The 25,016-nt window shown below is 65.7% G+C and carries 28 protein-coding genes and 1 tRNA gene; 18 read left to right on the plus strand and 11 right to left on the minus strand.

From position 1 onward, the window contains the following. Positions 1-7: 7 nt before the first annotated feature. The gene (locus EDM04_RS08405; protein ID WP_241154876.1) at positions 8-472 is read right to left on the minus strand and encodes a VanZ family protein; all 465 of its coding nucleotides are present in this window, start codon (positions 470-472) and stop codon (positions 8-10) included. Between the two features lie 296 nt (positions 473-768). On the opposite strand from EDM04_RS08405, the gene EDM04_RS08410 reads away from it, so the two are divergent. Together EDM04_RS08410 and EDM04_RS08415 are read left to right on the plus strand one after the other, a co-directional pair. Further along, the gene (locus EDM04_RS08410) at positions 769-2,700 is read left to right on the plus strand and encodes an aldehyde ferredoxin oxidoreductase family protein (RefSeq protein ID WP_123621067.1); all 1,932 of its coding nucleotides are present in this window, start codon (positions 769-771) and stop codon (positions 2,698-2,700) included. Between the two features lie 71 nt (positions 2,701-2,771). Next, entirely contained in the window at positions 2,772-3,098 is a 327-nt protein-coding gene (locus tag EDM04_RS08415) for a hypothetical protein (protein WP_123621069.1), read from the plus strand. A gap of 519 nt (positions 3,099-3,617) precedes the next feature. Here the strand turns inward: EDM04_RS08415 and EDM04_RS08420 are convergent. Together EDM04_RS08420 and EDM04_RS08425 are read right to left on the minus strand one after the other, a co-directional pair. Further along, positions 3,618-4,664, minus strand: a complete 1,047-nt coding sequence (locus tag EDM04_RS08420) for a hypothetical protein (RefSeq protein ID WP_123621071.1) — start codon at positions 4,662-4,664, stop codon at positions 3,618-3,620. A gap of 76 nt (positions 4,665-4,740) precedes the next feature. Continuing rightward, on the minus strand, positions 4,741-5,451 hold the full coding sequence (locus EDM04_RS08425; protein ID WP_123621073.1) for a DUF1405 domain-containing protein: 711 nt from the start codon (positions 5,449-5,451) through the stop codon (positions 4,741-4,743). A gap of 154 nt (positions 5,452-5,605) precedes the next feature. On the opposite strand from EDM04_RS08425, the gene EDM04_RS08430 reads away from it, so the two are divergent. The 8 genes from EDM04_RS08430 to EDM04_RS18795 all read left to right on the plus strand — a co-directional run bounded on the left by EDM04_RS08430 (position 5,606) and on the right by EDM04_RS18795 (position 9,019). Next, entirely contained in the window at positions 5,606-6,292 is a 687-nt protein-coding gene (locus EDM04_RS08430) for an FxsA family protein (protein ID WP_123621075.1), read from the plus strand. Between the two features lie 146 nt (positions 6,293-6,438). Continuing rightward, a tRNA-Ile gene (locus EDM04_RS08435) sits at positions 6,439-6,512 on the plus strand. Between the two features lie 532 nt (positions 6,513-7,044). Then, positions 7,045-7,296, plus strand: a complete 252-nt coding sequence (locus EDM04_RS08440) for an AbrB/MazE/SpoVT family DNA-binding domain-containing protein (protein WP_123621077.1) — start codon at positions 7,045-7,047, stop codon at positions 7,294-7,296. Then, entirely contained in the window at positions 7,296-7,730 is a 435-nt protein-coding gene (locus tag EDM04_RS08445; RefSeq protein ID WP_123621079.1) for a PIN domain-containing protein, read from the plus strand. Before EDM04_RS08440 ends, EDM04_RS08445 begins: the two co-directional genes overlap by 1 nt. Positions 7,731-7,914: 184 nt before the next feature. Continuing rightward, positions 7,915-8,232: a hypothetical protein gene (locus EDM04_RS08450; RefSeq protein ID WP_123621081.1), complete on the plus strand. Its 318-nt coding sequence runs from the start codon at positions 7,915-7,917 to the stop codon at positions 8,230-8,232. Continuing rightward, positions 8,232-8,417, plus strand: coding sequence for a DNA adenine methylase (locus tag EDM04_RS18785; RefSeq protein ID WP_241154877.1), 186 nt, complete (start codon positions 8,232-8,234; stop codon positions 8,415-8,417). Before EDM04_RS08450 ends, EDM04_RS18785 begins: the two co-directional genes overlap by 1 nt. A 33-nt stretch (positions 8,418-8,450) precedes the next feature. Next, positions 8,451-8,813, plus strand: coding sequence for a DNA adenine methylase (locus EDM04_RS18790; RefSeq protein WP_343198514.1), 363 nt, complete (start codon positions 8,451-8,453; stop codon positions 8,811-8,813). Continuing rightward, on the plus strand, positions 8,810-9,019 hold the full coding sequence (locus tag EDM04_RS18795) for a hypothetical protein (protein ID WP_241154878.1): 210 nt from the start codon (positions 8,810-8,812) through the stop codon (positions 9,017-9,019). Before EDM04_RS18790 ends, EDM04_RS18795 begins: the two co-directional genes overlap by 4 nt. Before the next feature lie 51 nt (positions 9,020-9,070). Here the strand turns inward: EDM04_RS18795 and EDM04_RS08460 are convergent, their stop codons facing one another. From EDM04_RS08460 to EDM04_RS08495, 6 genes are all read right to left on the minus strand, one after another. Next, on the minus strand, positions 9,071-9,556 hold the full coding sequence (locus EDM04_RS08460) for a hypothetical protein (protein ID WP_123621084.1): 486 nt from the start codon (positions 9,554-9,556) through the stop codon (positions 9,071-9,073). Next, positions 9,549-10,388, minus strand: a complete 840-nt coding sequence (locus EDM04_RS08465) for a hypothetical protein (protein ID WP_123621086.1) — start codon at positions 10,386-10,388, stop codon at positions 9,549-9,551. The genes EDM04_RS08460 and EDM04_RS08465 overlap by 8 nt, the downstream gene beginning before the upstream one ends. A 366-nt stretch (positions 10,389-10,754) precedes the next feature. Next, entirely contained in the window at positions 10,755-11,261 is a 507-nt protein-coding gene (locus EDM04_RS08475; protein WP_123621088.1) for a hypothetical protein, read from the minus strand. 149 nt (positions 11,262-11,410) lie between these two features. Continuing rightward, positions 11,411-12,106: a hypothetical protein gene (locus EDM04_RS08480; protein WP_123621090.1), complete on the minus strand. Its 696-nt coding sequence runs from the start codon at positions 12,104-12,106 to the stop codon at positions 11,411-11,413. An 87-nt stretch (positions 12,107-12,193) separates the two neighbouring features. Continuing rightward, a complete protein-coding gene (locus EDM04_RS08485; protein WP_123621092.1) occupies positions 12,194-13,138 on the minus strand; it encodes a hypothetical protein in 945 nt (314 codons plus the stop codon). A gap of 187 nt (positions 13,139-13,325) precedes the next feature. After that, the gene (locus tag EDM04_RS08495) at positions 13,326-14,471 is read right to left on the minus strand and encodes an ISH3 family transposase (protein ID WP_123619196.1); all 1,146 of its coding nucleotides are present in this window, start codon (positions 14,469-14,471) and stop codon (positions 13,326-13,328) included. A gap of 74 nt (positions 14,472-14,545) precedes the next feature. On the opposite strand from EDM04_RS08495, the gene EDM04_RS08500 reads away from it, so the two are divergent. Beyond that, positions 14,546-14,947, plus strand: coding sequence for a hypothetical protein (locus EDM04_RS08500; protein WP_123621094.1), 402 nt, complete (start codon positions 14,546-14,548; stop codon positions 14,945-14,947). Between the two features lie 46 nt (positions 14,948-14,993). Here the strand turns inward: EDM04_RS08500 and EDM04_RS08505 are convergent, their stop codons facing one another. Then, positions 14,994-15,923, minus strand: a complete 930-nt coding sequence (locus tag EDM04_RS08505; RefSeq protein WP_123621096.1) for an HD domain-containing protein — start codon at positions 15,921-15,923, stop codon at positions 14,994-14,996. Between the two features lie 308 nt (positions 15,924-16,231). Here EDM04_RS08505 and dapA point away from each other — a divergent pair, with 308 nt between their 5' ends. Genes dapA through EDM04_RS08535 form a run of 6 tightly spaced genes read left to right on the plus strand, consistent with a single transcriptional unit; the run spans position 16,232 to position 22,463 of the window. Continuing rightward, positions 16,232-17,230 carry a 4-hydroxy-tetrahydrodipicolinate synthase gene (dapA, locus tag EDM04_RS08510; RefSeq protein WP_123621098.1) on the plus strand — a complete coding sequence of 333 codons (999 nt, stop codon included), beginning with the start codon at positions 16,232-16,234 and terminating at the stop codon, positions 17,228-17,230. Further along, positions 17,227-18,036 (plus strand): 4-hydroxy-tetrahydrodipicolinate reductase, encoded by an 810-nt coding sequence (gene dapB, locus EDM04_RS08515; protein WP_123621100.1) that lies wholly within the window; start codon positions 17,227-17,229, stop codon positions 18,034-18,036. The genes dapA and dapB overlap by 4 nt, the downstream gene beginning before the upstream one ends. Positions 18,037-18,089: 53 nt before the next feature. Next, on the plus strand, positions 18,090-18,929 hold the full coding sequence (locus EDM04_RS08520; protein WP_123621102.1) for a 2,3,4,5-tetrahydropyridine-2,6-dicarboxylate N-succinyltransferase: 840 nt from the start codon (positions 18,090-18,092) through the stop codon (positions 18,927-18,929). Next, positions 18,926-20,335 carry a diaminopimelate decarboxylase gene (gene lysA / locus EDM04_RS08525; RefSeq protein ID WP_123621104.1) on the plus strand — a complete coding sequence of 470 codons (1,410 nt, stop codon included), beginning with the start codon at positions 18,926-18,928 and terminating at the stop codon, positions 20,333-20,335. The genes EDM04_RS08520 and lysA overlap by 4 nt, the downstream gene beginning before the upstream one ends. Further along, the gene (gene dapF, locus EDM04_RS08530; protein WP_123621106.1) at positions 20,332-21,267 is read left to right on the plus strand and encodes a diaminopimelate epimerase; all 936 of its coding nucleotides are present in this window, start codon (positions 20,332-20,334) and stop codon (positions 21,265-21,267) included. The genes lysA and dapF overlap by 4 nt, the downstream gene beginning before the upstream one ends. Beyond that, the gene (locus EDM04_RS08535; RefSeq protein ID WP_123621108.1) at positions 21,264-22,463 is read left to right on the plus strand and encodes a M20/M25/M40 family metallo-hydrolase; all 1,200 of its coding nucleotides are present in this window, start codon (positions 21,264-21,266) and stop codon (positions 22,461-22,463) included. The genes dapF and EDM04_RS08535 overlap by 4 nt, the downstream gene beginning before the upstream one ends. 34 nt (positions 22,464-22,497) lie before the next feature. Here the strand turns inward: EDM04_RS08535 and EDM04_RS08540 are convergent, their stop codons facing one another. After that, positions 22,498-22,995 carry an NYN domain-containing protein gene (locus EDM04_RS08540; protein WP_123621110.1) on the minus strand — a complete coding sequence of 166 codons (498 nt, stop codon included), beginning with the start codon at positions 22,993-22,995 and terminating at the stop codon, positions 22,498-22,500. Between the two features lie 414 nt (positions 22,996-23,409). Between EDM04_RS08540 and EDM04_RS08545 the strand changes: the two genes are divergently transcribed. After that, positions 23,410-25,008 (plus strand): ABC transporter substrate-binding protein, encoded by a 1,599-nt coding sequence (locus EDM04_RS08545; protein WP_241154879.1) that lies wholly within the window; start codon positions 23,410-23,412, stop codon positions 25,006-25,008. Positions 25,009-25,016: the final 8 nt, after the last annotated feature.

Raw genomic sequence — 25,016 nt, forward strand, 5'->3', positions numbered from 1 at the left:
GTCGCTGTCACCGCCGCCGGGCCGCGGCGGCCGAGCCGATCGCGTCGGCCGCGGCGAGCCCGACGAGACCGAGGCCCGCCCCGATCGCGTTGACGGCGGCGTCGCGCCACGCGAACGACCGCCAGGGGATCGGCGCCTGCACGAGTTCGATCCCGAACCCGAACGCGACCGCCGCGCCGGCGGCGATGAGGAGCCCGCGCCGCCCCCGACCGATCGCGCGGCTCGCGAGGATCGTCAGGACCGCGTAGCCGACGAGGTGAAAGGGGTCGGTGAGGCCGATATCGAGCGGGAGGGCGCCGCTCGCGTCGCCTCCGGTCTCTGCCCCGCCGGGGGCGACCCACGACACCGGGACCACCGACGCGCCGAGGACCGCCAGCGCGAACGCGACGGCGCCGAACCGCCGGTCGGTTCGCTTCTCGCGATCGGCGGGGCCGCTGTCGTCGTTGTCGTCGTCGCCGTCGGTGCCGTTCACGGACCCTCGTTCTCCGGGCGCGAAGTTAGCGGTCACGGAGCGGTCCTGTGCACGGCGTGCTCCCTCCACGGCCGGCCCGCGCCGCCCGCGCCGAAACCGCTCGGCAGTACGGCCGCCGCAGCCGGTGTGCGAACGACACGCAACTGCGCTTCTGTCGGTGGTTTTCGGCGCGTTTCTCCGTTTTACCAGTTATATATCACGGTGCCGGCAGTCGACCGCCGACGTAACCGTTTGTCGTTTCGCTGGGAGGTGAACAACTAACCCGTTACAGTCCTTCTATAATGAACGAGCATTACATGACTGAAATGGGTGGCTACAGAGACCGAGTTGCACAGGTCGACCTCGGGGACGGGGCGGTCGACTACCGGGGGATCGACGAGGAGGACGCGGAGAAGTACATCGGCGCGCGGGGGCTCGGCGTGAAGTACGTCTTCGACGCCGGCCCGGACGTCGACCCGCTGGGGCCGGACAACCGCCTCGCGTTCATGACCGGCCCCCTCACGGGGACCCAGACGGTGATGAGCGGTCGGATCGCCTTGGTGACGAAGTCCCCGCTGACGGGGACGGTCACCGACTCGCACCACGGCGGCTGGTCCGGCGCGCGGCTCAAGTGGGCCGGGCTCGACGGCCTCCTGCTGGACGGCGCGAGCGACGAGCCCGTTTACCTCTTCGTCGAGGACGGCGACGTCGAGGTACGCGACGCCTCCCACCTCTGGGGACAGGGCGTCCGCGACACGATCGACCAACTCGGCGAGGAAGTCGACGGGAAGGTCGGTCGGAACGTCTCCGTGATGGCGATCGGCCAGGGCGGCGAGAACGAGGTGCGCTACGGCTGCGTCATCAACGAGGACGACCGCGCCTCGGGCCGCGGCGGCACGGGCGCCGTGATGGGCTCGAAGAACGTGAAGGCCGTCGTCGTGAAGAGCGGCACCGACATGCCGAAGCCGGCCGACCCCGAGACGTTCCAGGAGGGGTACCAGCAGGCGATGGAGGTCATCCGGGAGTCCGACGTGACCGCGCCCAACGAGGGCGGGCTCTCGATGTACGGCACCAACGTCCTGATGAACGCGACGGAGGAGATGGACGGCCTCCCGTCGAAGAACGCGAAGTACACCTCGACCGAGGCGTACAACGAGGCGGAGGGCGTCGACATCGAGGCGGAGCGCGTCTCCGGCGAGAACGTCCGCGAGAACATCCTCGTGGACGAGCCGACGTGTCACTCCTGTCCGGTGGCGTGCAAGAAGGAAGTCGACGTCGACGTCACCCACAAGGGCCAGGACATGAACGTCCGCACGGAGTCGTACGAGTACGAGTCCGCGTGGGCGCTCGGCCCGAACTCGGGCCACTCCGACCGCGACGAGATCGCCCTCATGTTGGAGCGGTGTAACGACCTCGGCATCGACACCATCGAGGCCGGCAACATGATGGCGATGGCGATGGAGATGAGCGAGGAGGGGAAACTCGACGGCGTCGGTCACCTCGACTGGGGCGACTCCGAGACGATGATCGATCTCCTCGACGAGATCGGGCATCGCTCCTCGGACCTGGGCGACCTCCTCGCGGAGGGCCCCGAGCGCGTCGCCGACGCGAAGGACGCCCACGGCAACAAGCTCTCCGTGAAGGGCCAGACGATGGCCGCCTACGACCCGCGCTGCATGAAGGGCATGGGGATCGCCTACGCGACCTCCAACCGCGGCGCCTGCCACCTGCGCGGCTACACCCCGGCCGCCGAGATCCTCGGCATCCCGGAGAAGGTCGATCCGTACGAGTGGGAGGGCAAGGGCGAACTCACCGCCACCTTCCAGGACTTACACGCCGTCTCCGACTCCTTCGACATCTGCAAGTTCAGCGCGTTCGCGGAGGGGATCGAGGAGTACGTGCTCCAGTACAACGGCATGACCGGCCGCGACGTCACCGAGGACGAGCTGTTCGAGGCCGGCGAGCGCGTGTACAACCTCGAACGGTACTTCAACAACCTCGCCGGCTTCGACGGCGCGGACGACACCCTGCCGAACCGCTTCGTCGAGGGGCACCCGGACGCCATCCCCGGCACGGGCGCCAGCGAGGGCGAACTGGTCGAACTCGACGAAATGAAGGCCGAGTACTACGAGACCCGCGACTGGATCGACGGCGTCGTCCCCGACGAGAAGCTCGACGCGCTCGGGATCGACGTCGGCCCCGGCACCGGCGTCTCCGCCGGCGACTCCGCGGCGCCCGCCGACGACTGATCGCGGTCGCGTCTCGACGGCCGCGCCGGTTCGCGTTCATTTTTAAGTGATTCGCGCCGGTAGCGCCGCGTATGGCGCACGACCCGCTCTCGCCCTCCGAGGCCCTCCTGACGCCGATCGGGGCGGTGCTCACCGCCGTCTCCTTGTTCGTGCTCTTGTACTCGGTCGTTATCGTCGCACAGGTCCTCCTCGGCCTTCTGATCGGCGTCGCGCTGCCGATCGGCCTGTACCTCAGCTACCGGACCCTCTCCGTCCTCGACTCGATCGCCGACGCCGCTCAGCGGTTCGCCGATATCCGCGAGCGCGAGGCCGACGAGGCGTCCCGGTTCGGCTCCCCAACGGAGCGCGACTCCTCGGCGTCGCAGTCGTCGGACCGAATCACCGAGCGCGAGCGGTAGACGGGGATCTCACCACGTTCGGTCCTGCTGAACTACGGCGGGAGTGCGTATGTCAGTGTGGTTGATCGGTCGTTTATACGTGATCGAGCGGTGTTGCTGGCGGCTGTTTATAAGGGTACGACGGTGCTGCGGGAAAAGCGTTCAAAGCCCCAGCCGCTGTGGACGGCGCACGCTCGCTGCGCGTCTCACTCGGTCGCTCACGGTGTTCTCTCCCTCGTTGCGGTGCTTGAGTCGCCTGCGCCGCCCACAGCGGCTGCCCCTTTGAGTCCCACCCGCCCGCAACCGCACCGCAGCCTCACGCCTCCCCAGCCTCGTCGCTGGCGGCGGCAGCCGCCAGCGACTCCCTCGCGCGTGCACCTCGCGCCCTGCGGGCGCTCGGCGGCACGCGCCACCGCACTCGTCATTTATAAGCGATCGTCGCCGTCCACACAGCCGTTTAAATACCGAACTACCGCCGCCGATCTGCTTTATCCACTCCCGAAGCCGGTCGTCGCTGCGGACTGCAACGGGGTTCTCTCCCTAGAACTCGAAGCCGACGGCGTCGCGGTCGGGTCGGAGCGGGCTCATCGGGTACGGCGGCGACGCCTCGGGGTCGTTGAACGGCCGGGGAGCCACGTCGTTCGGCCCATCCGGGTAGAACAGGGCGGCGAGCGTCTGGACCGCGGTCCGGCCGCTCGCGAGCTCGAACTGGCCGCCGCCGTACAGCTCGATCCCCTCCTCCCGACAGTACGCGATCGTCTCGAACAGCGACTGGAGCGTGCCGAACCGGGAGGGTTTGATATTGCACCACCCCGGCTCGACCGGGAGCGACTCGAGGCTCTCGACGCCGTCGATCGGGTAGTCGAAGGAGAGCCGGTCGGCCTGCGGCTCGACGAGCGGGCGCGTCTCGGGCGTGAGCGCGGCGTCCTCGACGATCGCGGCCGGGAACGCCGCGAACACGTCGCGGTACAGTTCGGGGTCGGCCTCGCTGTCGACGTCGGTGCCCTCGTACCAGCCCTTCAGATCGAGGATCCGCACGGCGTCGGTCTCTCTGAGCGTCTCGAACGCTTCGTCGGGCCAGTCGGGCGTCGGGTCGAGCTTGAACTCCAGGTCGTCGTCGAGCGCGAGCAGCTCCTCGACGCGGTCGGTGGTCGGCGGCTCTCCCAGCCGCGTCGAGACGACGAACCGGACCGGCTCGGGCTCGCGACCGAGGAACTCGCCGAGCGACTCCTCGCGCTGCCGGAGCGCCAGATCGAGCGCGGCGCTCTCGACCGCCCACCGGCGGTAGTTGCGGAAGTACTCCTGTGCGGGCGGCTTGTGGGCGAACAGGTCGATCTCGTCGAGGCGGGCCGACAGCCCGTCTATCGTCCACTCGCCCTCGACGTCGATCGGATCGGTCCCGACGAGCGCGTCGTGGTCCTCGGTCTCGTAGGTCACGTCCTCGCCGCGCCCGACCACGCCGTCACCGGCGAGGCGAAACTCGGTGGTCGTCCGCTCGAATCCGCTCGTCGTTTTCCCTGTGTACCGGCGGCGCTCTACCGACTCGATCGTCACCGACAGGTCCGCGATCTCCTCGTACGCGCTCATGGCGTACCCGACGGTCCGCGGGAACTTAAACGGGGGACGCCGCCGAACGGGTCGCGATTCGGGCGTCGTCGCAGAGTCAGGCGCCGCCGCCGGCGCGGATCCGGGTCCGGAGCGTGGCGACCCGCGTCGCGAGCGCCCAGAACAGCGGGATCACGGTGAGCGCGACGGCGCCGGCGGCCGCGACCTGCAGCACGGTCGTGGTGAACCACGGTTCGGCGTCGGGGTAGGGGATCGACGTGTGGGTCACCCCGCCGGTCACGGGGACGAAATAGTCCATCAGCAGGTCGACCGTGTACCACGCGGTCGCGACCGCGACCGCCTTCACCGGGAAGTCGGTGATCCGGTGGAGCACGAACGCCTGCACGACCATCCCGAGGTGGCTCACGAACAGGAACGCGTACATCGCGGGCCCGGAGTTCGCGAGGAACGCCGGGTAGAAGACGACGAGCACGTACGGGGTCCAGAGCCCCAGCTTGACGTTCCCGAAGAATGCGAGCGTCGCGAGCGTGTCGCTCGACCGGCCGAGCGCCCACGCCGCGAGCGCGAGCGCGATCAGTAGCGTCGCGCCGGGGCTGTCGGGGATGAAGGGCCACGTCTCCATCGGTAGCTCGCGGAACTGGAACCGGTAGTACCAGAAACCGAACGCGGTGCCGAGGAGGTTGATAGCGACGATGGCCCAGACGAACCGGAAGGCGACGTCCTCCAGCGCCTCCGGGAGCGGGGCGAGCCACCGCGGCAGCGACTCGCGGTCCGGAGGATCGCGGCCAAGCGCGCCGACGATGTCCATACGGTCGGCTCGGCCCGGCCGGTCAAAGCGGTGGCGGTCGCGGAACGGCGGGCCGGACGACCGCGGACTGGCGAGATTGACGACCGCGGCGCGGACGGCGGAACCGACGCCCCGGACGAAAAGGGCTATGGGTCCCCGGCGGGAAGGCGACGGTATGCGCCCGCGAACGCTGTTCGCGCTGCTCCTCGTCGTCCCCCTCGTGGACGCGCTGTTCCTGATCGTCGTCGCGACGCGACTCGGGTGGCCCGTCACGGTCGCGCTCGTCGTGTTGACGGCGATCCTCGGGATGCTCCTCCTCCGCGCCGAGGGGCGCGCGACGCTCGCTCGGGTCCAGCGCAAGCTGGCCCGCGGCCAGCCCCCGACCGACGAACTGCTCGACGGTGGCCTCCTGATCGCCGCCGGCGCGTTCCTGCTCACGCCGGGGCTCGTCACCGACGCGATCGGGTTCCTGCTCGCGCTCCCCCTCTCGCGGGTCCCGATCCGCATGGCCCTCAAGAAGTACGTCGTGATCCCGTACCTCGACAGCGAGACCGGCGGATTCACCACCGGCAACGTCTACATCGGCGGGTTCCCCGGCGGCGACGGGGACGGCGCCGGAACCGGATTCACGATGGGCGGGTCGTTCGGCGGCGGGAGCTTCGGGAACGGCGACTTCGAGGACGGCACTGGCTTCGACGCGGGAGACGCCGACGGCACCGACGAGTTCGACGGCCAGCGCTCCACCGCCGACAGGGCCGGCGACGCCGCCGACGGCGACCGCTTCGACGACCCGGACCACGCGGACGACGTCGTCGACGTGGACTTCACGGTCGAAGACGAGGAGCCGGACCGGACCGACTGACGGGCCCTTTTCGACGACCCGTTCGAGACGCGCTTTCCCCTCCGCGTGAGGTGGTTCTGACTCGATCCGAAATCGGCTGACTGCGGGCGATTCGCGAAAGGAAACCCTTAAAATCCTACCAGCGCAACGAACGAATGCGCTCACCTGGGCCAATAGCTCAGTCAGGTTGAGCGCTCGGCTGATAACCGGGAGGTCCACGGTTCAAATCCGTGTTGGCCCACCTACTGCGCGCACGGTCTCTGGCCGTGCGGGATTGGTGGGCTGGGACTCCCCAGCCACCCAATTTCGGTATTCTAACACTCCTGAGACGAGAGTCCAAAATCGCAACCCGAACGGTTCCCTAAGCGCACCGCCACGCTATCCCCCGGTGCGTAGAGCCGGAGGTGTCGGTGCGTGAGCGTCGACACGCCCTCGACGCCCGGTGCGTCGATCGGCTCGTTTCCTGGCCCCGCCTCGACGACGGTATCGCTCCGGAGCCGGTCACCCACTGCGCGGGCGTCCAGTACGTCCTCAAGGACCCGGATCGCCGTAAGACCGTGTACGCGGCGACTCATCAGACGTGGTGCGACGAGGTTCACCGATGCTCGTCGATCCACCCACACCGCGCGTGGAAGTCGTCGGCTTCCGGACAGCCCTCATCAGGTGTCTCGCGGACACGGACGACCCGGTGAACGCGAAAGGGAGGTTCACGGCTCCGAAGCGTAGTGTGATGACACACTATATTTATTGGCGGTGTCCCCGTACTCCAGTGTATGAGCACCGAGAGCGTTGATTCCGAGAGTAAGGTCTCGGGAAACCAGGCGAACATCCCCGCCCACATCCGCCGAGAGCTGGAGATCGACGACGGCGACAAGCTCCGCTGGCAGATCGAGGACGACGGCACGCTCCGCGTGCGGGTCGTCCAACAGCGCAGCGGGACGTTCAGCGACTTCGACGGATACGACGGCGACCGGGAGACCGACGCCGAGAGCGAACACGACGCCTGGGGCGTCGACACCGAGTAGTGCCCCGTGCGCTCGTCGACACGACGGTTCTCTTCGCGGCGGCGTACCGCCGCGACAGCGCGCACGACGACGCGCTCCCGATCCTCAGCGGGATCGACACCGCCGACCTCCCGGAAGCGGTGATTCTCGAGTACGCGCTCGCCGAAACGCTCAACGGCTTGACGACGCACGCGGGCCACGACGCCGCCGTCGACTTCCTCGACCGAGTGGAGGAGAACACGCGATTCCACGTCGAATCGTTGACGGCGGACGCGTTCGCGACGGCGAAGGGCCTCTTCCGGCAACACGAGCGGTTCTCGTTCGTCGACGCCTGTATCGTCGCGTACATGCAGATGGAGGGACTCGGCTATCTCTACGCGTTCGACGACGACTTCGACGCCGCCGATGACGTCTACCGCCTCGACGTCGCAACCAACCCGTATCAACCGGAGTGATCGAGGCGCGGTCCGTGTTCTGTGAGTCTCCTTCACACCCCGGACGAGTGGTCTACGGTGTCGACCATCCGGAACACCGTTCGGAACGCGCCTAATTCGGAGACGATACCGGAATCCCGACCGTCCGGAACCGTTCGGAACCCTCCGGGTCAGGCTAAACCGCAGTCGACGACCAGCCCTCGGTATGGCCTCGAAGCAACCGGTCCACGGCAGTAGCGCACAGACGAAGGAGTTCGATATCGACCTCGTCGACGAGAGGATTCGCGGTCGCAGTCCGGATCACGCCCGCGCCGTCGTCAGCCTCGACGCGAACGGGACGCTCCGCGTCGAGATCGAGGCGGCGAACCAGTACGACTGGCAGCTCGACGTGCGGATCGTCGCCGGTTCGATCGAGATCGTCCGCACCTTCTGCGAGGGCGACACCGTCCACGACGTCGACGTGCCGGCCTGGGTCGAGCGCGTCGCCCGCGTCGTCGGCGAGCGCCTGGAAGGGGATCGGTGATGGCGGACGCCGTCTTTCCCTTCCCCGGCGGGAAGAGCCGCTTCGCGTCGTGGATCCTCGACCAGACGCCCGAGCACACCTGCTTCGTGGAAGTGTTCGGGGGCGCCGCCGGCGTCCTCGCGAACAAGGACTCGGACACGAGCGACGTCGAGGTGTATAACGACCGCGACGGCGACCTCGTGTAGTTCTTCGAGGTTCTCCGCGACCGCACGGAGGAGCTGGTCGAGTGGCTCAACCGGACGCCGTACTCGCGGGAGATCTACGACGAGTGGGCGCACAAGTTCTTCCACGGCTACCGGCCCGCCGACCCGATCGAGCGCGCCGGGCAGTTCTTCTACCTCCGGTACACGCAGTGGGGCGAGACGTACGACAGCGGCGCCGGGTCCGGGACCTCGAAGGTTCGGAGTCAGGCCAGCCCCTACGCGAACAAGGTCAATCGCCTCGACGAGTTCGCCGACCGGCTCGAGGACGTGGTCCTCGAAAACCTCGACTGGCCCGAGGTCTTCGAGAAGTACGACAGCGCAGACACCGTGTTCTACTGCGACCCGCCGTACGTCGGTACGAGGACTACTACCTCGTGAACACGATCGACCACGAGGCGCTCGTCGACGGGCTCGCCGGGTTGGAGGGCGACTGGATCTGCTCGGACGAGGACCTGCCGGAGGGCTTCGAGGACGTGTACGTGCTCGATCGAGACGAGAAGCGGTTCATCAACAACGGGAAGCAGGGATCGTCGAAGGACGCGAAAGAGCGGTTGGTGATGAACTTCGACCCGGAAAGGGTGTGACTGCAGCGAGCAGCATCTGCTGTCCCTTGTATCAGTAATCTACGTCTCTAATCATAGCTTCTCAGCATCTTGCAGAACCCGTCTAACCTCGGAATTGAGCGGGACATCCTTGAAGTACTTCGGAAGGTTTCCTCGATAACTTTCCTTGGAGATACCACACTGCTCGAACGTTTCCTTCAGAAACTTCGATCCCCAGCTCGTACCGAGATTGTTCTCCTTCGCTTTTGTCAATACCCGCTTATCGTTCGTAACGAGGACACCGTTTGGCCGCTCTTCGGTTAGACGGAGCAGAGAGTAATCAGCGTCCCCGAGACGAACCGAGCGCTCGGTCACCAGTTCATTTAGATTCGCTTCCTCGACTGACAGCCATCTGGGCACCTCCGTCCGTTCGTGATGGGGCACGTACTCGGTCTCCCAAACCCGTTCAGATGTCACGATTTTGTGCGTGTCGCTCCAGAATTCGATGCTTTTGAACCACCCAGATCGGGTAAACGCGGAAAGAACGGAGTTGTCGAGCACGAATACCTGTTCACTCATCGATCGACCCATCCTCAGAAAACAACTCTTCAGCAGATTCAGGACCGTATCGGACCTCGACCTCGGCTGCCTTCAAAACCTCGACGAAATCGTTTTGGGTAAGCCCTGCCAGTTCAGCTCCCCGATTCACGGAAATATCCTCTGTATCGTACACCACTACAGCCCCTACTTGGCGCTGCATCGCAACCGACTGATGCATCGACGTATTGGATGGATCCGGATAGTCCTTCGAGTTCGGAGCAATCTTACCTAGTAACGCGCTCCTAGCCCATACGAGATCGTTTGCGAGTGGGCTTAGATCGACCCACGATTCCTCGCTGTCAATCTGCCAAGCACGGTATATCCGAGCGTATACCGCAATAAACGAGGAGGCGAGGATTTTCCGTTCGTCCTCGGTAGGTTCGCTGTCATGGGTGAATTCCAAACAAGAGTTCAGGAATTCGAACGCGGATAACAGGATCAGATGTCCGCTCGGATTGTCCGCATGGAGCGAATCCTCGATGACGTCGTCCATTACCATCTCCAGTAGGTTCTCGAGAAATTGGATGGCCATCTCGTTGTCGAACGGGAGTACTGCCTCAAACGCATCGAGAGTACCGAACTCCTCGTTCACATGTTTCTCGATAACCTCGATTGATTCAGTAAATCGGTGTTCCGGTGGCTGATCTAAGACGTTGTTGACTACGGCTTCAAAGAACTCCTCCGGGTCATCGATAGATATCGAGGTGGCCACTTCGATCTGCCGCACAACCAATGCGAGAGGCATACTCAGGTCTATCTGACCCGGATACTCGCCTCCAGCATCGCCTTTTATGCCACCAAACCGTCCCATCGTAGATACGTATGAATCGGAGCGGCGGATAGGTATATCTATCGCAGACCGATCCTACCCCTGTCGTCTTTTTGGTCTTACAGCAAAATCTGCGTTGGTAATCGTGGCAATCGGAACTGTTCGAGGAAGTGTTCGTGCTCGATCGCGACGAGAAGCGATTTATCAACAACGGAAAGCAGGGATCGTCGAAGGACGCGAAAGAGCGGCTGGTGATGAACTTCGATCCGGAGGAGGAGTGATTAGGAGAATGGCAAGAACCGATGTCAGCGTTCTTGGATTGAAAGGGGTCTTCGGTTGTCACTCCTGTTCGTAATTTTTGAAGATTTCACGAACACCTCAACTGATAGATGGCAATCCAATATGGATCTATAGGTTCGACACCCGAGCAACGAGATACGCGAAACCACCGACAACGCCGAACACCAGGCTCACTGCCGGCCAGACTATCCGATTCGGACGGAACGGTGCGTTCTGTTTATGCAGTGAAATCGTGTCCAGAGCGATCACGATTGGAAGCCCGATCCATGTGCCGAACGCTACGAGTGAACCGATTACCGTTATGAAACTCGCTTGCGCGAAGATACCTGCAAACCCGGCGATCCACGCGATGGAGACGCCGACGATCGCCGCCGGATACATTCCCGAATCGACCTCTTCGGCGGGAATCGCGTCGGGATACTCCGAGCTCGGAACGGACACCGTTCCGTCGTCATCCATATCGTCTGGATCCCACTTGCGTAGTGTCTTCGAGACGTGCGAATCCGAGCAGCCGACTGCATCGGCGATCTCAGCGTTCGACCAGTTAGGGTTCTCGTCTTTTTTGTAGAGGATCGCCTGTTGGGTCGAGGTGAGCTGTTTCCGATCTTCGCTCACGTTCGACACCACGCTGTCGTGTTCCTGCTGGCGGTCCCGCTACCGCCACCTGTTGTTTGCATGTACTGTTGAAGGGCAGAGCGTCTAGTTTTAAACTACCGTTTGCTTCCGCGTGCTGCTCTCGCCGATATCCGCTCAGAATCGCGTATTCAGGCCTCTTCAGTGAATATCTCCAGTTCGGCCCTGTCGTACCCGTATTTCGCCATCACCTGCTCGATGACCCGAACAACCGTATTCGCGGAGAAGTTGGTTTCGAGGTACAGATCGGTATCGGGAATCCGTCGCGGTTTGACGAGTTCTGACTGCTGACCCTCCTCGACGAAGTAGCGCCGCTTGCGGCCTTCGATCTCCGTGATCGGCTCGTGGTCGTCGGCGTCGCGAAGGATCTGCGTCACCGCCGTGGTGAGCGTGTCCGCCCAGGTGTCGACGTCGTAGCTCTCGCCGAAGAGCTTGAGCACGGAGGGCGTCGTTCCGGTGTAGTCGTCGATCGCAGTGGAGTCGCTCGACGCCGGTTCTTCGGCGAGGTCCTCTCGGGTGGTGTTCTGCAGGAGCTTGTTGATCGTCTCCGCGAAGTCCTGGTACGCGCCCTGGAGGAAGACGAACTTCTCGCTCTGCTTGTCGTACGCGTACTTCTCAGCGACCTCGTGGACGCCGCGCTCGGCTGTGGACAGGTTCTTGTCGGGATTCGGTGTCCACATGTCGAGCAGCTCGATGTCCCTGTTGCCTCTGCTGTACTGTCTGAGGGTGTTGTCGATGTTCGTGGACTTGCCGATCTTGATGTCCATGATCTTCAGGCCCGAATACTCCAAGTGAGAAATTCTGATTGCGTAGACAACTTCGCTCATAGACAGGTCTTGCGTAAGTGGTCTCTTGAGGTTTTCCCGGAATTCACAGAGAAATCTAACCACACACCGAACGTCAATTACTACCAGCTAGTTGAGCTCATTCTCGATAGCATTGACCCAAATTGGAAGATAGTCGACTTTCTTTGAGGGACTAATCTGGTTGGCCGCATTGAACGGACTGACGTACTCATTGAAATCCTCACGACATTCGTCTATAGTCTCGCCTAGATCCTGATCCTCGACTTCTCTGATCTGCTTGTATCTCGTAACGAGATGGTGTTTCTTAATTGGGGTCTGTATATTCTCATCATCATCTTCCTCTCTTTCTGCTAGGTCGATCCAAGAGTCAAACTGATTTGAGCAGACCCTACAGTCGCACATAGGGGCATCCGCGAGTTGCTGTAGTTCTACCGTAGCAGGAATTTTGAGGAAGTCTTTCATCTGCGGAACGTAGTAGCGGGAGAGAGCACCTCCACCGGACGTTCCTTCTACTGTTTCCTCCCCCTCCTCGCCCCACATCGTGCCATAAGTTACACCCGACAGACCAGCATGGTGGAGCATCGTACCGAAGTAATCTGCATAGTAGAAATGCGGGTCGATTCCAGCGTCTGAAACAGCCTTAACGAATCGAGTTATCTTCTCATAGGTGTCCTGTCCCGTATCTCGCTTGTCCAGACCTTCAACCCAAATGAAGCACTGATCCACACCGGTCTCAACAAGCATATCAAGAACCTGTTGTTGGTTGGATAGGTTTGTGATGAATCCTTTAGTCGTCTGTATACAGGGTTTGAGACTCAGAGAGGTCTGGTCCAGAGCAGTTTCAATAATATGAGTGTTGATATCCACATCTCCAGAAGATCGAATGCGATGGTGCCACGGAATGATTGCCTTCGGCTGGTATTCAGATGCAGAGATATCTTGATATTTTGTCGCGTTTTCTTCGAGTGACTCTGGCACGATTCGCTCCTGGAACTTCACGTCGGACCGGACGATCTTCTCTCGATCTTCTGGAGAGATTTCTCCAGCGTCCAAGTTCAGTCGATCACATCGACAGCTGCGTAATCTCGTCTGATGGCGATGAATCAGATGGAACTGGTCATGGAGCGTCTTCGAAGCGCTGGTGAGTGTGATCTTCAGGATGGACCGTCGCTGTCGGCGGCGCACTGCCGCCGACGCGACAGTGTCGCCACTCACGACCGCTATCTAAATCGGTGGACAGCTACCGGAAGAACCGGTTGTCGAGTGGCTGGTTCGCTGGAATGGACCTACGTACACCAAGCGCTGTCCAAGCGGCCCGCAGCACCATCTCACAGAACTCCGTGAACGACCACTGCCAGAGGCGGCGCCCCCCGTGGCGGGGCGCCGCCACGTACTTCCAGTGAAGATACCGCCAGCTGTTCTGGAGCAGCAGGCTCACCACAAACATCACCAGCCGTAGCCCAGCGTCCTGAGAACTGGTGAATGCGAGGCTCTGCTTGGCTAATCGGTAGCTCGACTCGATGCCGAAGCGCTTGCTGTAGTGTTCTCGGGCATCCCGTGGGGTGTCGATAAACGGCGCGTCAGCGGCGTAGCCGTGACGCGCCACCCCGTGTTCGTCGTATCGTCCCTGTTGGTAGACGCAGTCGATGAACACAGGGAACGTTACCTTGCCGGCGAGATCGTGTTCGATCTCGCGGCTCCAGCCGCTACTGAGTTCGTCTTGGATCGTTTCACCCCACTTGACGATCGGCATCACGTAGGCGTAGTTGTGCGTGGACAACAGCCCAAGACAGGTGCTGTTGTAGAATCCGCGATCGAGATAGACGGCCTTGACGCCGAGGTCAAGGCCGTCGAGGAGCTCGAGAAACTCACCAAGGACGTCGCTGGTGGTGTCGCCAGCGACAAGCTGGCGCACCGCCAGCGTGTACCGCTTGTTGCGTACCCGCGCGTACAGCGTCGCGTACGCGTGAAACGTCGTCGTTCCCCGTTTCGCCTGTGAGGAGTACAGCGCTTCCGTTTCGTCTTCATCGCCGTAGTAGGGGTCGAGGTGGAGGTCTGCACAGACCTCCACCGGTCGATCTGGAAGCGTCTCAAGCGTATCTCGTTGAAGTAGCGTGTCGCCAACCGCCTCAACGGAGTCAAGTTCGAACTGCTCGGTGAGATGTCCTCGGACGGTGTTGGCGTGTGGCGAGTCCTCGGTCGTTTCGCAGACGTGATTGATCGAGGTCCCGCCGGCGCTGGCGCCGGCGAGGACCTCGTACAACGTCTCTGTCGTGACCTTGACGTTCTCGTCGAGATCTATCGCAAGCTCTTCGTTGAGGCTGTTGACGACAAAATTAAGGAGGTGCTCTTCTTCTATCTCGCTGTCTGCTTCGGTAGCTTCCACACCCTTCCCAAGCAGACACTTTCACTCAAACCCGATGTGATCGACTGACACTCGCTGATCTCAACAGACGACCGATGAAAGAGATGCTATACCGGATTTTTGCCGAGATTGCTGCATCTATCTCTTCAAAAATAGAAAATGAATTTCCCAATTCAGAGGATTTACTCTTATATGCAAATGATAGATCAGTAGGTGACTGGAAGAAAGATCAGATTCGGGGGGTTGATCTACATATATCCGAACGTATGAATCTAACAGAAATGGAGAGGGTTTTAGAATCTTCTGACTCAAATGAATACTTTGTACAGAGTTGTGGGTTTGACTCAAAAGATGATGTTGACCTGCTTTCGACAATATCCTCTGTAAGAAATAAAGTAATGCATGCCAATCGATCTCTTGTTCATGATCGTGATGGGATTCGAACGGTCTTAGATACGATTGAGATTGGCCATTCGATCTTGGAAGACATGAAATAGATGTACCAATCGTAATGAAACCGATTGGATCGGTTGCCAAACTACCTTACAGCTCGATCCGGTCGACGATCGTCCCGTTGCCGTCGTCGTCGCGGTGGGTGTTGATCGCGATCGTCCGGATCTGGTCTTCCAGCAGCGAGCCGTCGATCTTCGCCTTGAGTAGGGAGTCGACCTGGTAGACGCCGGCCGCGTTGTTCATGCGGATCTCGACCTCCGCCGGGATGTCGTCGCCCTCGCGCAGCGAGACGCGCTCGATCGCCTGCGAGGAGACGGTGTTGATCCCGCGCCCGCCCTCCTCGTAGGGGACCCGCGAGCGACCCCGCTCCATGTCGAGGCCGTCGGCGATCCGGACGACCCCGGCCTCCCGGGTCAGCGGCTGCTCCTCGGTGTGGTGACAGAGGATGGCGTGGAGCACTTCGGCCTTGACCCGGACCTGACCCGGAACGTCGTAGAAGGAGGGGAGGAAGTCGTCGAGGAAGTCGGCCGCGAGCGGGATCGAGTAGTACGGGTGGTCGTGGCGGTGGACGACGTGCCCGATGTCGTGGAGGGTGGCCGCGAGCGCGATGATGACCGGCTCGTCGGCCTCGTCGAGCCCCTGCTGGCGGGCGCCGTTGAACTCGACGCCGCCGGCCTTCAGCAGGTCGTACAGCCGGAGCGCGCGGTCGCGCACGATCTCGACGTGTTTCGTCCCGTGGTCGTTGTACCCCTTCCGGTCGACGGGGTTGACGTTCTGGGCCTCCAGGTACGCCGCGATCTCGGTGTTCGAGTCGATCCGGTCGAGCATCTCGTTGAGCCGGTCGTCGGGGAAGGCGTGTGCTTGTCCGGGGTGGTACTCGTGCCGATCGGCGTCGGGGTCGCCGTCCGGGTCCATGTCGTCGTCGAGGGCGTCGGCGGGGTCGGCCTCGGCGTCGACCGGGTCGGATCCGGCGGGGTCGCCGTCGCCGTCGGGGGAGTCGGTGTCGGGAGAATCGCTCATGAGATCGGTGAAAACGCGGCGAGTTCTTAAAAGGGTGTTCGTGGTTAGTGATCGGGAAACGGAGGCCCGATCGGTCGCGCGGACCGCAATTTTCCGTCCGAGGCGCAATCTATAAGCGAGCCAAAGGCGCATACCGTGGTGTGACCCGACCCGCGTCCGAACGCGGCTCGCCGACGCCGGCAGCGACGCGGCTCTTCTCGAAAAAACGCGCGTGAACCGTCCGCCGGCGGGAGTGGCGACCCCGTCCCGGACGACCCCCGACTCGCGCGCACCGATCCGCTGACCGATCCGCACTCACCGCAGCACCCATGACAGACACGACCACCACGACACCCTACGACGCACGAAACGCGAGCGAGCGAGACCGAACCGACGAGCCCTTCGAGGGCGTCTACCCGGCGATGACGACTCCGTTCACCGACGGCGACGAGGTCGACCACGAGCAGCTCGCCGCCAACGCTCGGTACCTCGAGCGCGCCGGCGTCGACGGGGTCGTCCCCGTCGGCTCCACCGGCGAGTCGGCGACGATGACCCACGACGAGCACGTCGACGTGATCGAGACGGTCCGTGACGCCGTCGACGACATCCCCGTCGTCGCCGGCACCGGCTCGAACAACACCGCCGAGGCGCTCTCGCTGTCTCGACGGGCCGCCGACGCGGGCGCGGACGGGCTCCTCCTCATCTCCCCGTACTACAACAAGCCCGAGCCCGCCGGCTTCCTCGAGCACTACCGCACCATCGCCGACGAGGTGGACCTCCCGCAGATCGTCTACAACGTCCCGAGCCGGACGGGCCAGTCGATCCCCGTCGACGTGACCGTCGAGCTCGCCGAGCACCCGAACATCCAGGGGTACAAGGCCGCCTCCGGGGACCTGAACCTCATCAGCGAGGTGATCGAGCGCACCCGCGAGGAGGCGTTCTCCGTGCTCTCCGGCGACGACGGGCTCACGCTCCCCGTGCTCTCGATCGGCGGCACCGGCACCATCAGCGTCGTCGCCAACGTCGAGCCGGAGCGCTCCTGCGCGATGGTCGGCGCCGCGCTCTCGGGCGACTACGACCGCGCGCGAGCGATCCACCACGAGCTGTCGCCGCTCGTCCGCGAGCTGTTCGCCGAGACGAACCCGATCCCGGTGAAGGAGGCGATGCACATCCGCGGGCGCGGCGGCCCCGCCGTGCGCCCCCCGCTCTCGCGGCTCTCCGAGGAGCGGCGCGGGGTCCTGCGCGAGCTGCTGGCCGAGTACGAGGAGGGCGCGCCCGGCGCCGTCGCTCCGGAGACCGTCGAGCCCTCGACGGGGGGCGCCGAATGAGCGGCGGCGCGGACGACTCGGCCGACGCCGACCTCCGACTCGCAGTCACCGGCGCCGGCGGTCGGATGGGCCGCGAGGTGATACAGGCCGCCGCCGACCGCGAGGGCGTCGCCGTCGCGGTCGCGGTCAACCGGACGCCGACCGACCCGGTCGCGGGCGTCGCGGTCGAGGACGCCGACCGCCTCGACGAACTGCTCGCGGCCGCGGAGCCGGACGCGCTCGTCGACTTCACCGGGCCCGAGTCGGCGGTCGCGTACGCCGAGGCCTGCGCGGACGCGGGGGTCCCGATGGTGACGGGAACCACCGGGTTCGCGGACGCGCACGTCGACGGCCTCCGGGGCGCGAGCGAGTCGGTACCGGTCCTCAAGGCGTCGAACTTCGCGCGCGGCGTCGCCGCGCTCCGGCGCGCGGTCCGCGAGGCCGCCGCGGCGCTCCCCGGCTACGACGTGGAGCTGACGGAGACGCACCACAACGCCAAGCGGGACGCGCCCTCCGGCACCGCGAAGTCGATCCTCGACGACGTGGAGTCGGTCCGCGACGACCTCGATCGGCGCGTCCACGGGCGGGAGGGCGACGCGCCGCGCGAGTCGGACGAGATCGGCGTCCACGCGCGGCGCGCGGGCGACGTGACGGGCGAGCACGAGGTGCTGTTCGCGGGGAACCGCGAGTCGATCGAGCTCACCCACCGCGCCGGCGACCGCGGCGTGTTCGCCGAGGGGGCGCTCGACGCCGCCGACTGGCTCGCCGACCGCGAGCCCGGCTGGTACGGGTTCGGCGACGTGTTGGACGCGGCTGCGGATGCCTGATACGCATACGAACATCGACGCATAAATACCGACACTCATCTATACACCAGTCAATGACGCTCGAAGCCGACGTATCCGATCTGTGGGACCGCTACCAGGACGGGCTGACCGCCGCCGACGCGACGGACGAGGACGCCGCCGTGATCGACGAGTTCCTCGCCGCCCTGGAGGCCGGCGAGGTCCGCGCCGCCGAGAAGACCGGCGACGACGTGACCTCGTGGGAGGCCAACGAGTGGGTCAAGCGCGGCATCCTGCTCAACTTCGGTCTGCGCGAGACCGAGGCGCGCGAGTACGGCGGCGTCACCTACCACGACGTGCTCCCGCTGCGTGATACCGCCGACCTCGGCGAGCGCGGCACGCGCAACACGCCGGACGGTACGGCGATCCGCCGGGGCGCGTACCTCGGGAACGACTGCATCATGATGAGCCCCTCGTTCGTCAACATGGGGGCGTACGTCGGCGACGGGACGCTCGTCGACTCGTGTGACACGGTCGGCTCCTGCGCCCAGCTCGGCGAGAACGTCAAGCTCGGCGCCAACACGCTGATCGGCGGCGTCCTCGAACCCGTCGAGGACGCGCCCGTCATTATCGAGGACGGCGTCTCGCTCGGCGCGGGCTGCCGGGTCACCTCGGGCTTCCGCGTCGGCGAGAACTCGATCGTCGGCGAGAACACCCTGCTCACGCCTCGTATCCCCGTCTACGACCTCGTCGAGGAGGACGTGATCTACGGCCGCCTCCCGGCCGAGCGCCGGGCGTTCACCCGGATGGTGGAGTCGTCCGTGGGCGACCACGACCTCTTCGAGGGCGGCGCGTACAAGCCCGCGGTCGTCGCCACCCACGTCGAGGAGGAGACGCTGGAGGCGACGCGGCGCGAGGACGCGCTCCGCGAATGAGCGACCGCGACGCGGCGGAGACGCCGGGGACCGCCGGACCCACCGACGGCGAGACCGCCGACGACAACCCCTCGGTCCGGCGCGTGAGCGACTGGAGCGCCGACCGGCTCGCCGAACTCGCGGCCGAGCACGGGACCCCCCTCTACGTGCAGGACCTCGACCGCGTCCGCGAGAACTGCGAGCGCTTACGCGACGCCTTCCCGGACGCCGACGTGCGGTACGCGGTGAAGGCCCACACCGGTCGGGCCGTGCTGGAGGCGGTCCGCGAGGCCGGCCTCGACGCCGAGTGCGCCTCGGCGGGAGAGGTCGACCGCGCGCTCGCGGCCGGCTTCGGCGGCGACCGCCTCCACTACACCGCGGTCAACCCGCCCGCCCGCGACCTCGACTACGTCGCCGGCGTCGCCGAGGCGGAGCCCGATCTTACCATTACCGTCGGCGCCGTCGACACCCTCGACCGCCTCGCCGAGCGCGGCTACGACGGGCGGGTCTGCGTCCGGGTGAACCCCGGCGTCGGCGCGGGCCACCACGAGAAGGTCCGGACCGGCGGCGCGGCGAAGTTCGGGATCCCCTACGACCGGGCCGCGGAGGCGACGCGGGACGCGGCCGAGCGCTTCGACGTGGTCGGGATCCACGCGCACGCGGGCTCCGGAATCGACTCGGACCAGCTCGACAGCCACCGCGAGCTGGTGGCGCGGATGGGCGAGCTGGCGCGTGAACTTGCGGAGCCGAACGACGGCGACGCGGGCGGCGACCCGGACGGGGACGGCCCCCCGGATCTCCTCGACATCGAGTACGTCGACGTCGGCGGCGGCTTCGGCGTCCCCTACGAGGAGGACGCCCCGGCGCTCGACCTGCCGGCGGTCGCCGAGGCGACGCGGGAGGCGGTCGCCCCGCTCCCCGCGGGCGTCGACCTCGCGATCGAGCCCGGGCGATACGTCGTCGCCGACGCGGGCGTGCTGCTCACGCGCGTGAACACGGTGAAGCCGACGCCGGACGAGCGCGTCGTCGGCGTCGACGCCGGGATGACCGACCTGCTGCGCCCGGCGATGTACGACGCCTACCACCCGATCCGAAACCTCGGCGGGGCGGAGGGGGTGGACGGGAGCGACGCCCCCGCCCCCGCCGACCGGTCGGCAACCCCTGTCACGGTCGCCGGACCTATCTGTGAGACCGGCGATACCCTCTGTAGAGACCGAGCGCTCGCCGACCCGGTTCGCGGGGACCTCCTCGCGGTCGGGATCGCGGGCGCGTACGGATACGAGATGGCGAACCAATACAACTCACGACCGCGGCCGGCGGAGGTCGCGCTCGACGACGGGACCGCGGCGGTCGTCCGCCGCCGAGAGACGCTCGGCGATCTGACGACGGTCGAGCGGACGGGAACGGTGACGGGGGGAGACCGATGAGCACTCACGCCGTTCCGTTCGAGAAGTACCACGGCACGGGCAACGACTTCATCGTCGTCGACGCGGACGCCGAGGGCGTCGGCGACCGCGCGGCCTTCGCGCGCGCTCACTGCGACCGCGAGACGGGCGTCGACGGGGCGGACTTCGGCGCCGGCGCCGGGAGAGACGGGGAATCCACCGGGCGACGCGGCGCCGACGGCGTCCTCTTTCTCAGCGTCGAGGAGCGCTTTCACCCCACTCGCGTCGTGATGACGCTGGTCCAGCCCGACGGCTCCACCGCGACGATGTGCGGCAACGGCGCCCGCGTCGTCGCGCTGTGGGCACACGACCGGACGGGCGACCGCGAGTTCATGATCGACACGCAGGCCGGCACCCGGCGCGCCTCCGTGAACGCGGACGCGACCGCGGCCACCATCGAGATGGGCGAGCCGACGTTCGACCCCGCGCGGGTCCCGCTCGCCCGAGAGCAACCCCTGATCGACGAGCCGGTCGAGGGACTGACCGTCACCGCCGTCAACACCGGGGTCCCGCACGCGGTGGCGTTCGTCGACGGCGGCCGCGACGACCCCGACGGAATCGATGCGGTCGACCTCGACGCGGTCGCGCCGCCGGTCCGCCACGCCGACGTCTTCCCCGAGGGCGCGAACGTGAACCTCGCGAGCGTCGTCGACGACGGGTCCGGCGAGGGTCCCGCGGTCGTCGACCAGCGCACCTTCGAACGCGGCGTCGAGGGAGAGACCCGCTCGTGCGGCACCGGCGCGGTCGCGACCGTCGCGGTCGCCCGCCGACTCGGCCTGATCGACGGCGACTCCGCGGTCGCCCGTCCCCCGGGCGGCGAGCTCGAGATCACGGTCCCCGACCGCGGCCACGCGACCCTGACCGGTCCCGTCGCCCGCGAGTACGAGGGGACGCTCCCCGCCGACCCGCGATGACCGAGGCGGCGTTCGACCCGGTCTCCTTTTTGGAGCGGGCGGTCCGGATACCCTCCCGCGAGTCGGTCGACGAGGCGCGCGCGTTCGTCGTCGAGACGCTCGACCGGTTCGGGATCGAGTGCGAGGTCGTCGCCGGCGGCTGCGTGCTCGCCGAGAAGCGCTCGGACGCGCCCGAGGAGGGACCTCACCTCGTGTTGAACACCCACCTCGACACGGTGACGCCGCACGTCCCGTTCGAGCGCGGGGACGCCCGCGATGACGAGCGGGGCGGTTCGGAAGACGCCGGTGGCGCTCCCGAAGCCGTGATCCGCGGCCGCGGATCCTGCGACGCGAAGGGGCCGCTCGCGGCGCTGCTCGCCGGATTCCTCGCCGCCGACCCGGAGCGCGGGCGGCTCACGCTGGCGCTCACCCCGGACGAGGAGTCGCTGTCGCTCGGCGCGGCGGCGCTGACCGGGAAGCTGCCGGGGACCGACGACCGGCTCGACGGCGACCTGTTCCTGGTCGGCGAACCGACGGGGCTCGACGCCTGCACCGCCGCGAAGGGGCGATTTCAGGGGACCGTCGAGCTGTCGGGGACCGCCGCCCACGCCGCGGAGTTCGCGGGGGCGAACGCGGTCGCGGCCGCCGAGGGCGCGCTCGCGGCGGTCCGAACCTTCGACGAGGACGCAGGCGACCACCCCCAGCTCGGCCCCCCGAAGCTCACGCCCACCGTCATCGAGGGCGGCGGCGCGACGAATCAGGTGCCCGCCGACTGCGAGATCACCGTCGACCGGCGGAGCGTCCCGCCGGAGACGGCCGAGGGATTCCGGTCGTCGCTCGCGGACGCGGTGCGGGCGCGGGTTCCCGACGACGTCGGCGTCGCGGTCGCGCTGACCGACCGCGAGTCGCCGTTCTTCGAGGCGTTCTCGACGGATCCCGACCACGAACTGGTGGAAGCGGTCGCGAACGCCGCCCGGGCGTCCGGCGAGTCGACGGGCCTGCCGGCGGACCGCGGCGGCGCGGTCCGTCCCTTCGGCGCGGCGACCGAGGCGTCTTACTTCGCGCCGGCGCCGACGGTCGTGTTCGGTCCCGGCGACCTCGCGGACGACGCCGGGGCGGTGGCGCACGCCGAGCGGGAGTACGTCCGGGTCCGCGAGGTGGAGGCGGCCGCGGAGACGGTCGAACGGGCGATCGACGCGCTGCTCGGGGACGCGTAGCGTCGGCGGGAGACGGCTGGGGACGCTCGGCCCGCTACAGCAGGAACGTCTCCTCCTCTTCGGCGAGGTCGACGAAGTCGTCGGCGGCCTCGATCAGCTCGTCGGCGGCGGAGTTGCCGAAGCCCATCGCCTCGACGCGCACGCCCTCGTGGCGGAGGTGCGAGCAGAGCCGGGCGAAGTCGCCGTCGCCGGTACAGAGGACGACGGTGTCGACGTGGCTCGCGAGCGAGACGGCGTCGAGGCTCATCCCGAGGTCCCAGTCGGCCTTCTTCGAGCCGTCGGCGAACGTCTTGATGTCCTTGATCTTCGTCTCGAAGCCGATGTCGCGCAGCGCCTCGAAGAAGCTCTCCTCCTCCGGCGAGTCGGCGCGGATGACGTACGCGATGGCCCGCACGAGCGATCGGTCGTTCACCGCCGCTTCGAGCAGTCCGGAGTAATCGATATTTCGAGAGTACACGCTCTGTGCGGAGTGATACAGGTTCTGTGAGTCGGCCAGCACGGCGACGCGCTGATCGGGGTGAATTTCGGTCATACGCGTCGTTTGCTCCGATGGGTTAGGGGTTTTGGGATCCGTTTGTCGACCGGGTTACGACGCATGTTCGACTATCTGAAGGTTTTTGTATGTTCACTTGTTGCATGGTTGTATGTCACGGCGACACACAGACGGAATCGACGATGACGGCCGCCACATGGGTCGGCGGCAATGGCTCTCCGCGCTCGGGATCGCCGGCGTCGCGACGCTCGCCGGTTGTTCCGACCAAGGCGGCGACGGCGGGGACGGAAGCGACGGAAGCGACGGCAATGACGGAAGCGACGGCAGCACCTCCAGATCCCCGACTTCCCGCGGTTCGGGGTCGACGATCTCTACGGATCGGACGTCGCGCGGACGCTGGCTCGTCGCGCGTTCGAGGAGTCCGAGTACGACTACGGCTTCGACGGGGACACGATGGTCAATCCCGACGGGGACCAGGTCGAGATCGACATCTACCACAGCGCGGGACAGGAGACCTCGCAGCTGACGGCCGACTTCATCGCCCAGGAGCTCGGTCAGAACCTCGGGATCAACGTCGTCGTCGAGGCCATCGACGGCACGCGGTTCAACAACGAGTACTGGACCGCCGACCCCCAGGGCGGGACCGACACGGTCAACGGCGAGGAGGTCGAGTGGGAGAGCCCGGCACCGACGAATCCCGGTCCCCGATCCGCCACGAGCAACGAGCCGTGGGACATGTCGATCGTGTTCGGTCTGAACACCTATCCGCTCAACCCGCTCACGAACGAGGTGTTCTTCGACGGCGCCACCCCGTTCTACAACCCGGTCGGCTACTACCCGCAGTTCGACGTGCAGGGGCTGTTCGAAGAGGCGCGGCAGGCGTCGAGTCGAGACGAACTCCGTGAGTCGTTCGTCGAGATCTTCGAGAACCTCGCCCGCGAGCAGCCGTACGTCACCCTGCTGTTCAGCGACGACCTCGTCGGCTACAACCCCGACCTCGAGGGGCCGACCGAGAACTTCTCGAACGGCTGGGACCTGCCCGCGTGGTACGAGGGCGACGAGAGCGTGAGCGGCTCGTACGACACCGTCACGTCCGCGCGGTTCACCACGCTGAACCCGCTATACAACACCGAAAACGGCGCGGGGACCGCGATCGAGCGCGCGCTCGACCCCGGGTACACCTTCGACGAGAATCAGGAGTACTTCCCGCTGCTGTACGACATGTCCACCGAGGACGGCGAGGTGTGGACGTTCGACGTGCGGGAGAACCTCCAGTTCAGCGAGCCGTACGGGCAGGTCACCGCCGAGGACTTCGTCTACCTCGTTCAGGAGCTCCACCAGTCGGAGTGGGCGAACACCGCCGCGTCGACCAGCTGGGACGGCGTGGAGGTCGAACAGACGGGCGAGTTCCAGTTCGAGGCGACGCTGGAGTCGCCGAACCTGCTGTGGCCCCAGACGTACGACCCGCTCCTGTACCCGATCCCGCGCGACCTCGTGGAGCCGTACGTCGAGGAGGAGGACGTCGAGGGACTCGAACAGGACGAGGAGCTGCTGGAGCTCCAGTTCGCCGGCAACCTCGGCGCGTTCGAGCTCACCGAGTGGAACCGCGGATCCGGGACGGAGTACACCCGAAACGACGAGTACTACCTCCGCGACATCGACGAGGGGCCCGACCTGTTCTCCGAGGGACCGCTCTTCGAGGAGGCCTCGATCAGCGTCGTTCAGGAGCAGGCGTCGCGTCTCGGCGCGCTCGAGACCGGCGAGGCCGACTCGGCCGCGATCCCGCCCGAGCAGTACGAGTCGTACGACGAAGACGAGAACGTCGACGTCCTGCAGGTCCCCACGCCGTACAACACGATCATCTCCGTGAACCAGCGCGCGAACGGGTGGAACGCCGGTCCGGGGAACCTCTTCCAGCTGGTCCCGTTCCGTCAGGCGCTGGCGGCGGCGATCAGCAAGCAGGACCTCATCGACGGGGTCTACCGCGGGCTCGCCGAGCCGCACTTCACCTGGCAGCCCCGCTGGTCCGAGTTCTACCCGGGAGACGAGTAACAGCGAAC

It is taken from the genome of Halorubrum sp. CSM-61 (assembly GCF_003781945.1).
In the GTDB taxonomy this organism is placed as follows: domain Archaea; phylum Halobacteriota; class Halobacteria; order Halobacteriales; family Haloferacaceae; genus Halorubrum.

Bases quoted from the DNA above. Each gene is read 5' to 3' on its own strand.
- EDM04_RS08410 (WP_123621067.1), top strand. From the start codon at position 769: ATGACTGAAATGGGTGGCTACAGAGACCGAGTTGCACAGGTCGACCTC.
- EDM04_RS08415 (WP_123621069.1), top strand. From the start codon at position 2,772: ATGGCGCACGACCCGCTCTCGCCCTCCGAGGCCCTCCTGACGCCGATC.
- EDM04_RS08420 (WP_123621071.1), bottom strand. From the start codon at position 4,664: ATGAGCGCGTACGAGGAGATCGCGGACCTGTCGGTGACGATCGAGTCG.
- EDM04_RS08425 (WP_123621073.1), bottom strand. From the start codon at position 5,451: ATGGACATCGTCGGCGCGCTTGGCCGCGATCCTCCGGACCGCGAGTCG.
- EDM04_RS08430 (WP_123621075.1), top strand. From the start codon at position 5,606: ATGCGCCCGCGAACGCTGTTCGCGCTGCTCCTCGTCGTCCCCCTCGTG.
- EDM04_RS08440 (WP_123621077.1), top strand. From the start codon at position 7,045: ATGAGCACCGAGAGCGTTGATTCCGAGAGTAAGGTCTCGGGAAACCAG.
- EDM04_RS08450 (WP_123621081.1), top strand. From the start codon at position 7,915: ATGGCCTCGAAGCAACCGGTCCACGGCAGTAGCGCACAGACGAAGGAG.
- EDM04_RS18785 (WP_241154877.1), top strand. From the start codon at position 8,232: ATGGCGGACGCCGTCTTTCCCTTCCCCGGCGGGAAGAGCCGCTTCGCG.
- EDM04_RS08460 (WP_123621084.1), bottom strand. From the start codon at position 9,556: ATGAGTGAACAGGTATTCGTGCTCGACAACTCCGTTCTTTCCGCGTTT.
- EDM04_RS08465 (WP_123621086.1), bottom strand. From the start codon at position 10,388: ATGGGACGGTTTGGTGGCATAAAAGGCGATGCTGGAGGCGAGTATCCG.
- EDM04_RS08480 (WP_123621090.1), bottom strand. From the start codon at position 12,106: ATGAGCGAAGTTGTCTACGCAATCAGAATTTCTCACTTGGAGTATTCG.
- EDM04_RS08500 (WP_123621094.1), top strand. From the start codon at position 14,546: ATGAAAGAGATGCTATACCGGATTTTTGCCGAGATTGCTGCATCTATC.
- EDM04_RS08505 (WP_123621096.1), bottom strand. From the start codon at position 15,923: ATGAGCGATTCTCCCGACACCGACTCCCCCGACGGCGACGGCGACCCC.
- dapA (WP_123621098.1), top strand. From the start codon at position 16,232: ATGACAGACACGACCACCACGACACCCTACGACGCACGAAACGCGAGC.
- dapB (WP_123621100.1), top strand. From the start codon at position 17,227: ATGAGCGGCGGCGCGGACGACTCGGCCGACGCCGACCTCCGACTCGCA.
- EDM04_RS08520 (WP_123621102.1), top strand. From the start codon at position 18,090: ATGACGCTCGAAGCCGACGTATCCGATCTGTGGGACCGCTACCAGGAC.
- lysA (WP_123621104.1), top strand. From the start codon at position 18,926: ATGAGCGACCGCGACGCGGCGGAGACGCCGGGGACCGCCGGACCCACC.
- dapF (WP_123621106.1), top strand. From the start codon at position 20,332: ATGAGCACTCACGCCGTTCCGTTCGAGAAGTACCACGGCACGGGCAAC.
- EDM04_RS08535 (WP_123621108.1), top strand. From the start codon at position 21,264: ATGACCGAGGCGGCGTTCGACCCGGTCTCCTTTTTGGAGCGGGCGGTC.
- EDM04_RS08540 (WP_123621110.1), bottom strand. From the start codon at position 22,995: ATGACCGAAATTCACCCCGATCAGCGCGTCGCCGTGCTGGCCGACTCA.
- EDM04_RS08545 (WP_241154879.1), top strand. From the start codon at position 23,410: ATGGTCAATCCCGACGGGGACCAGGTCGAGATCGACATCTACCACAGC.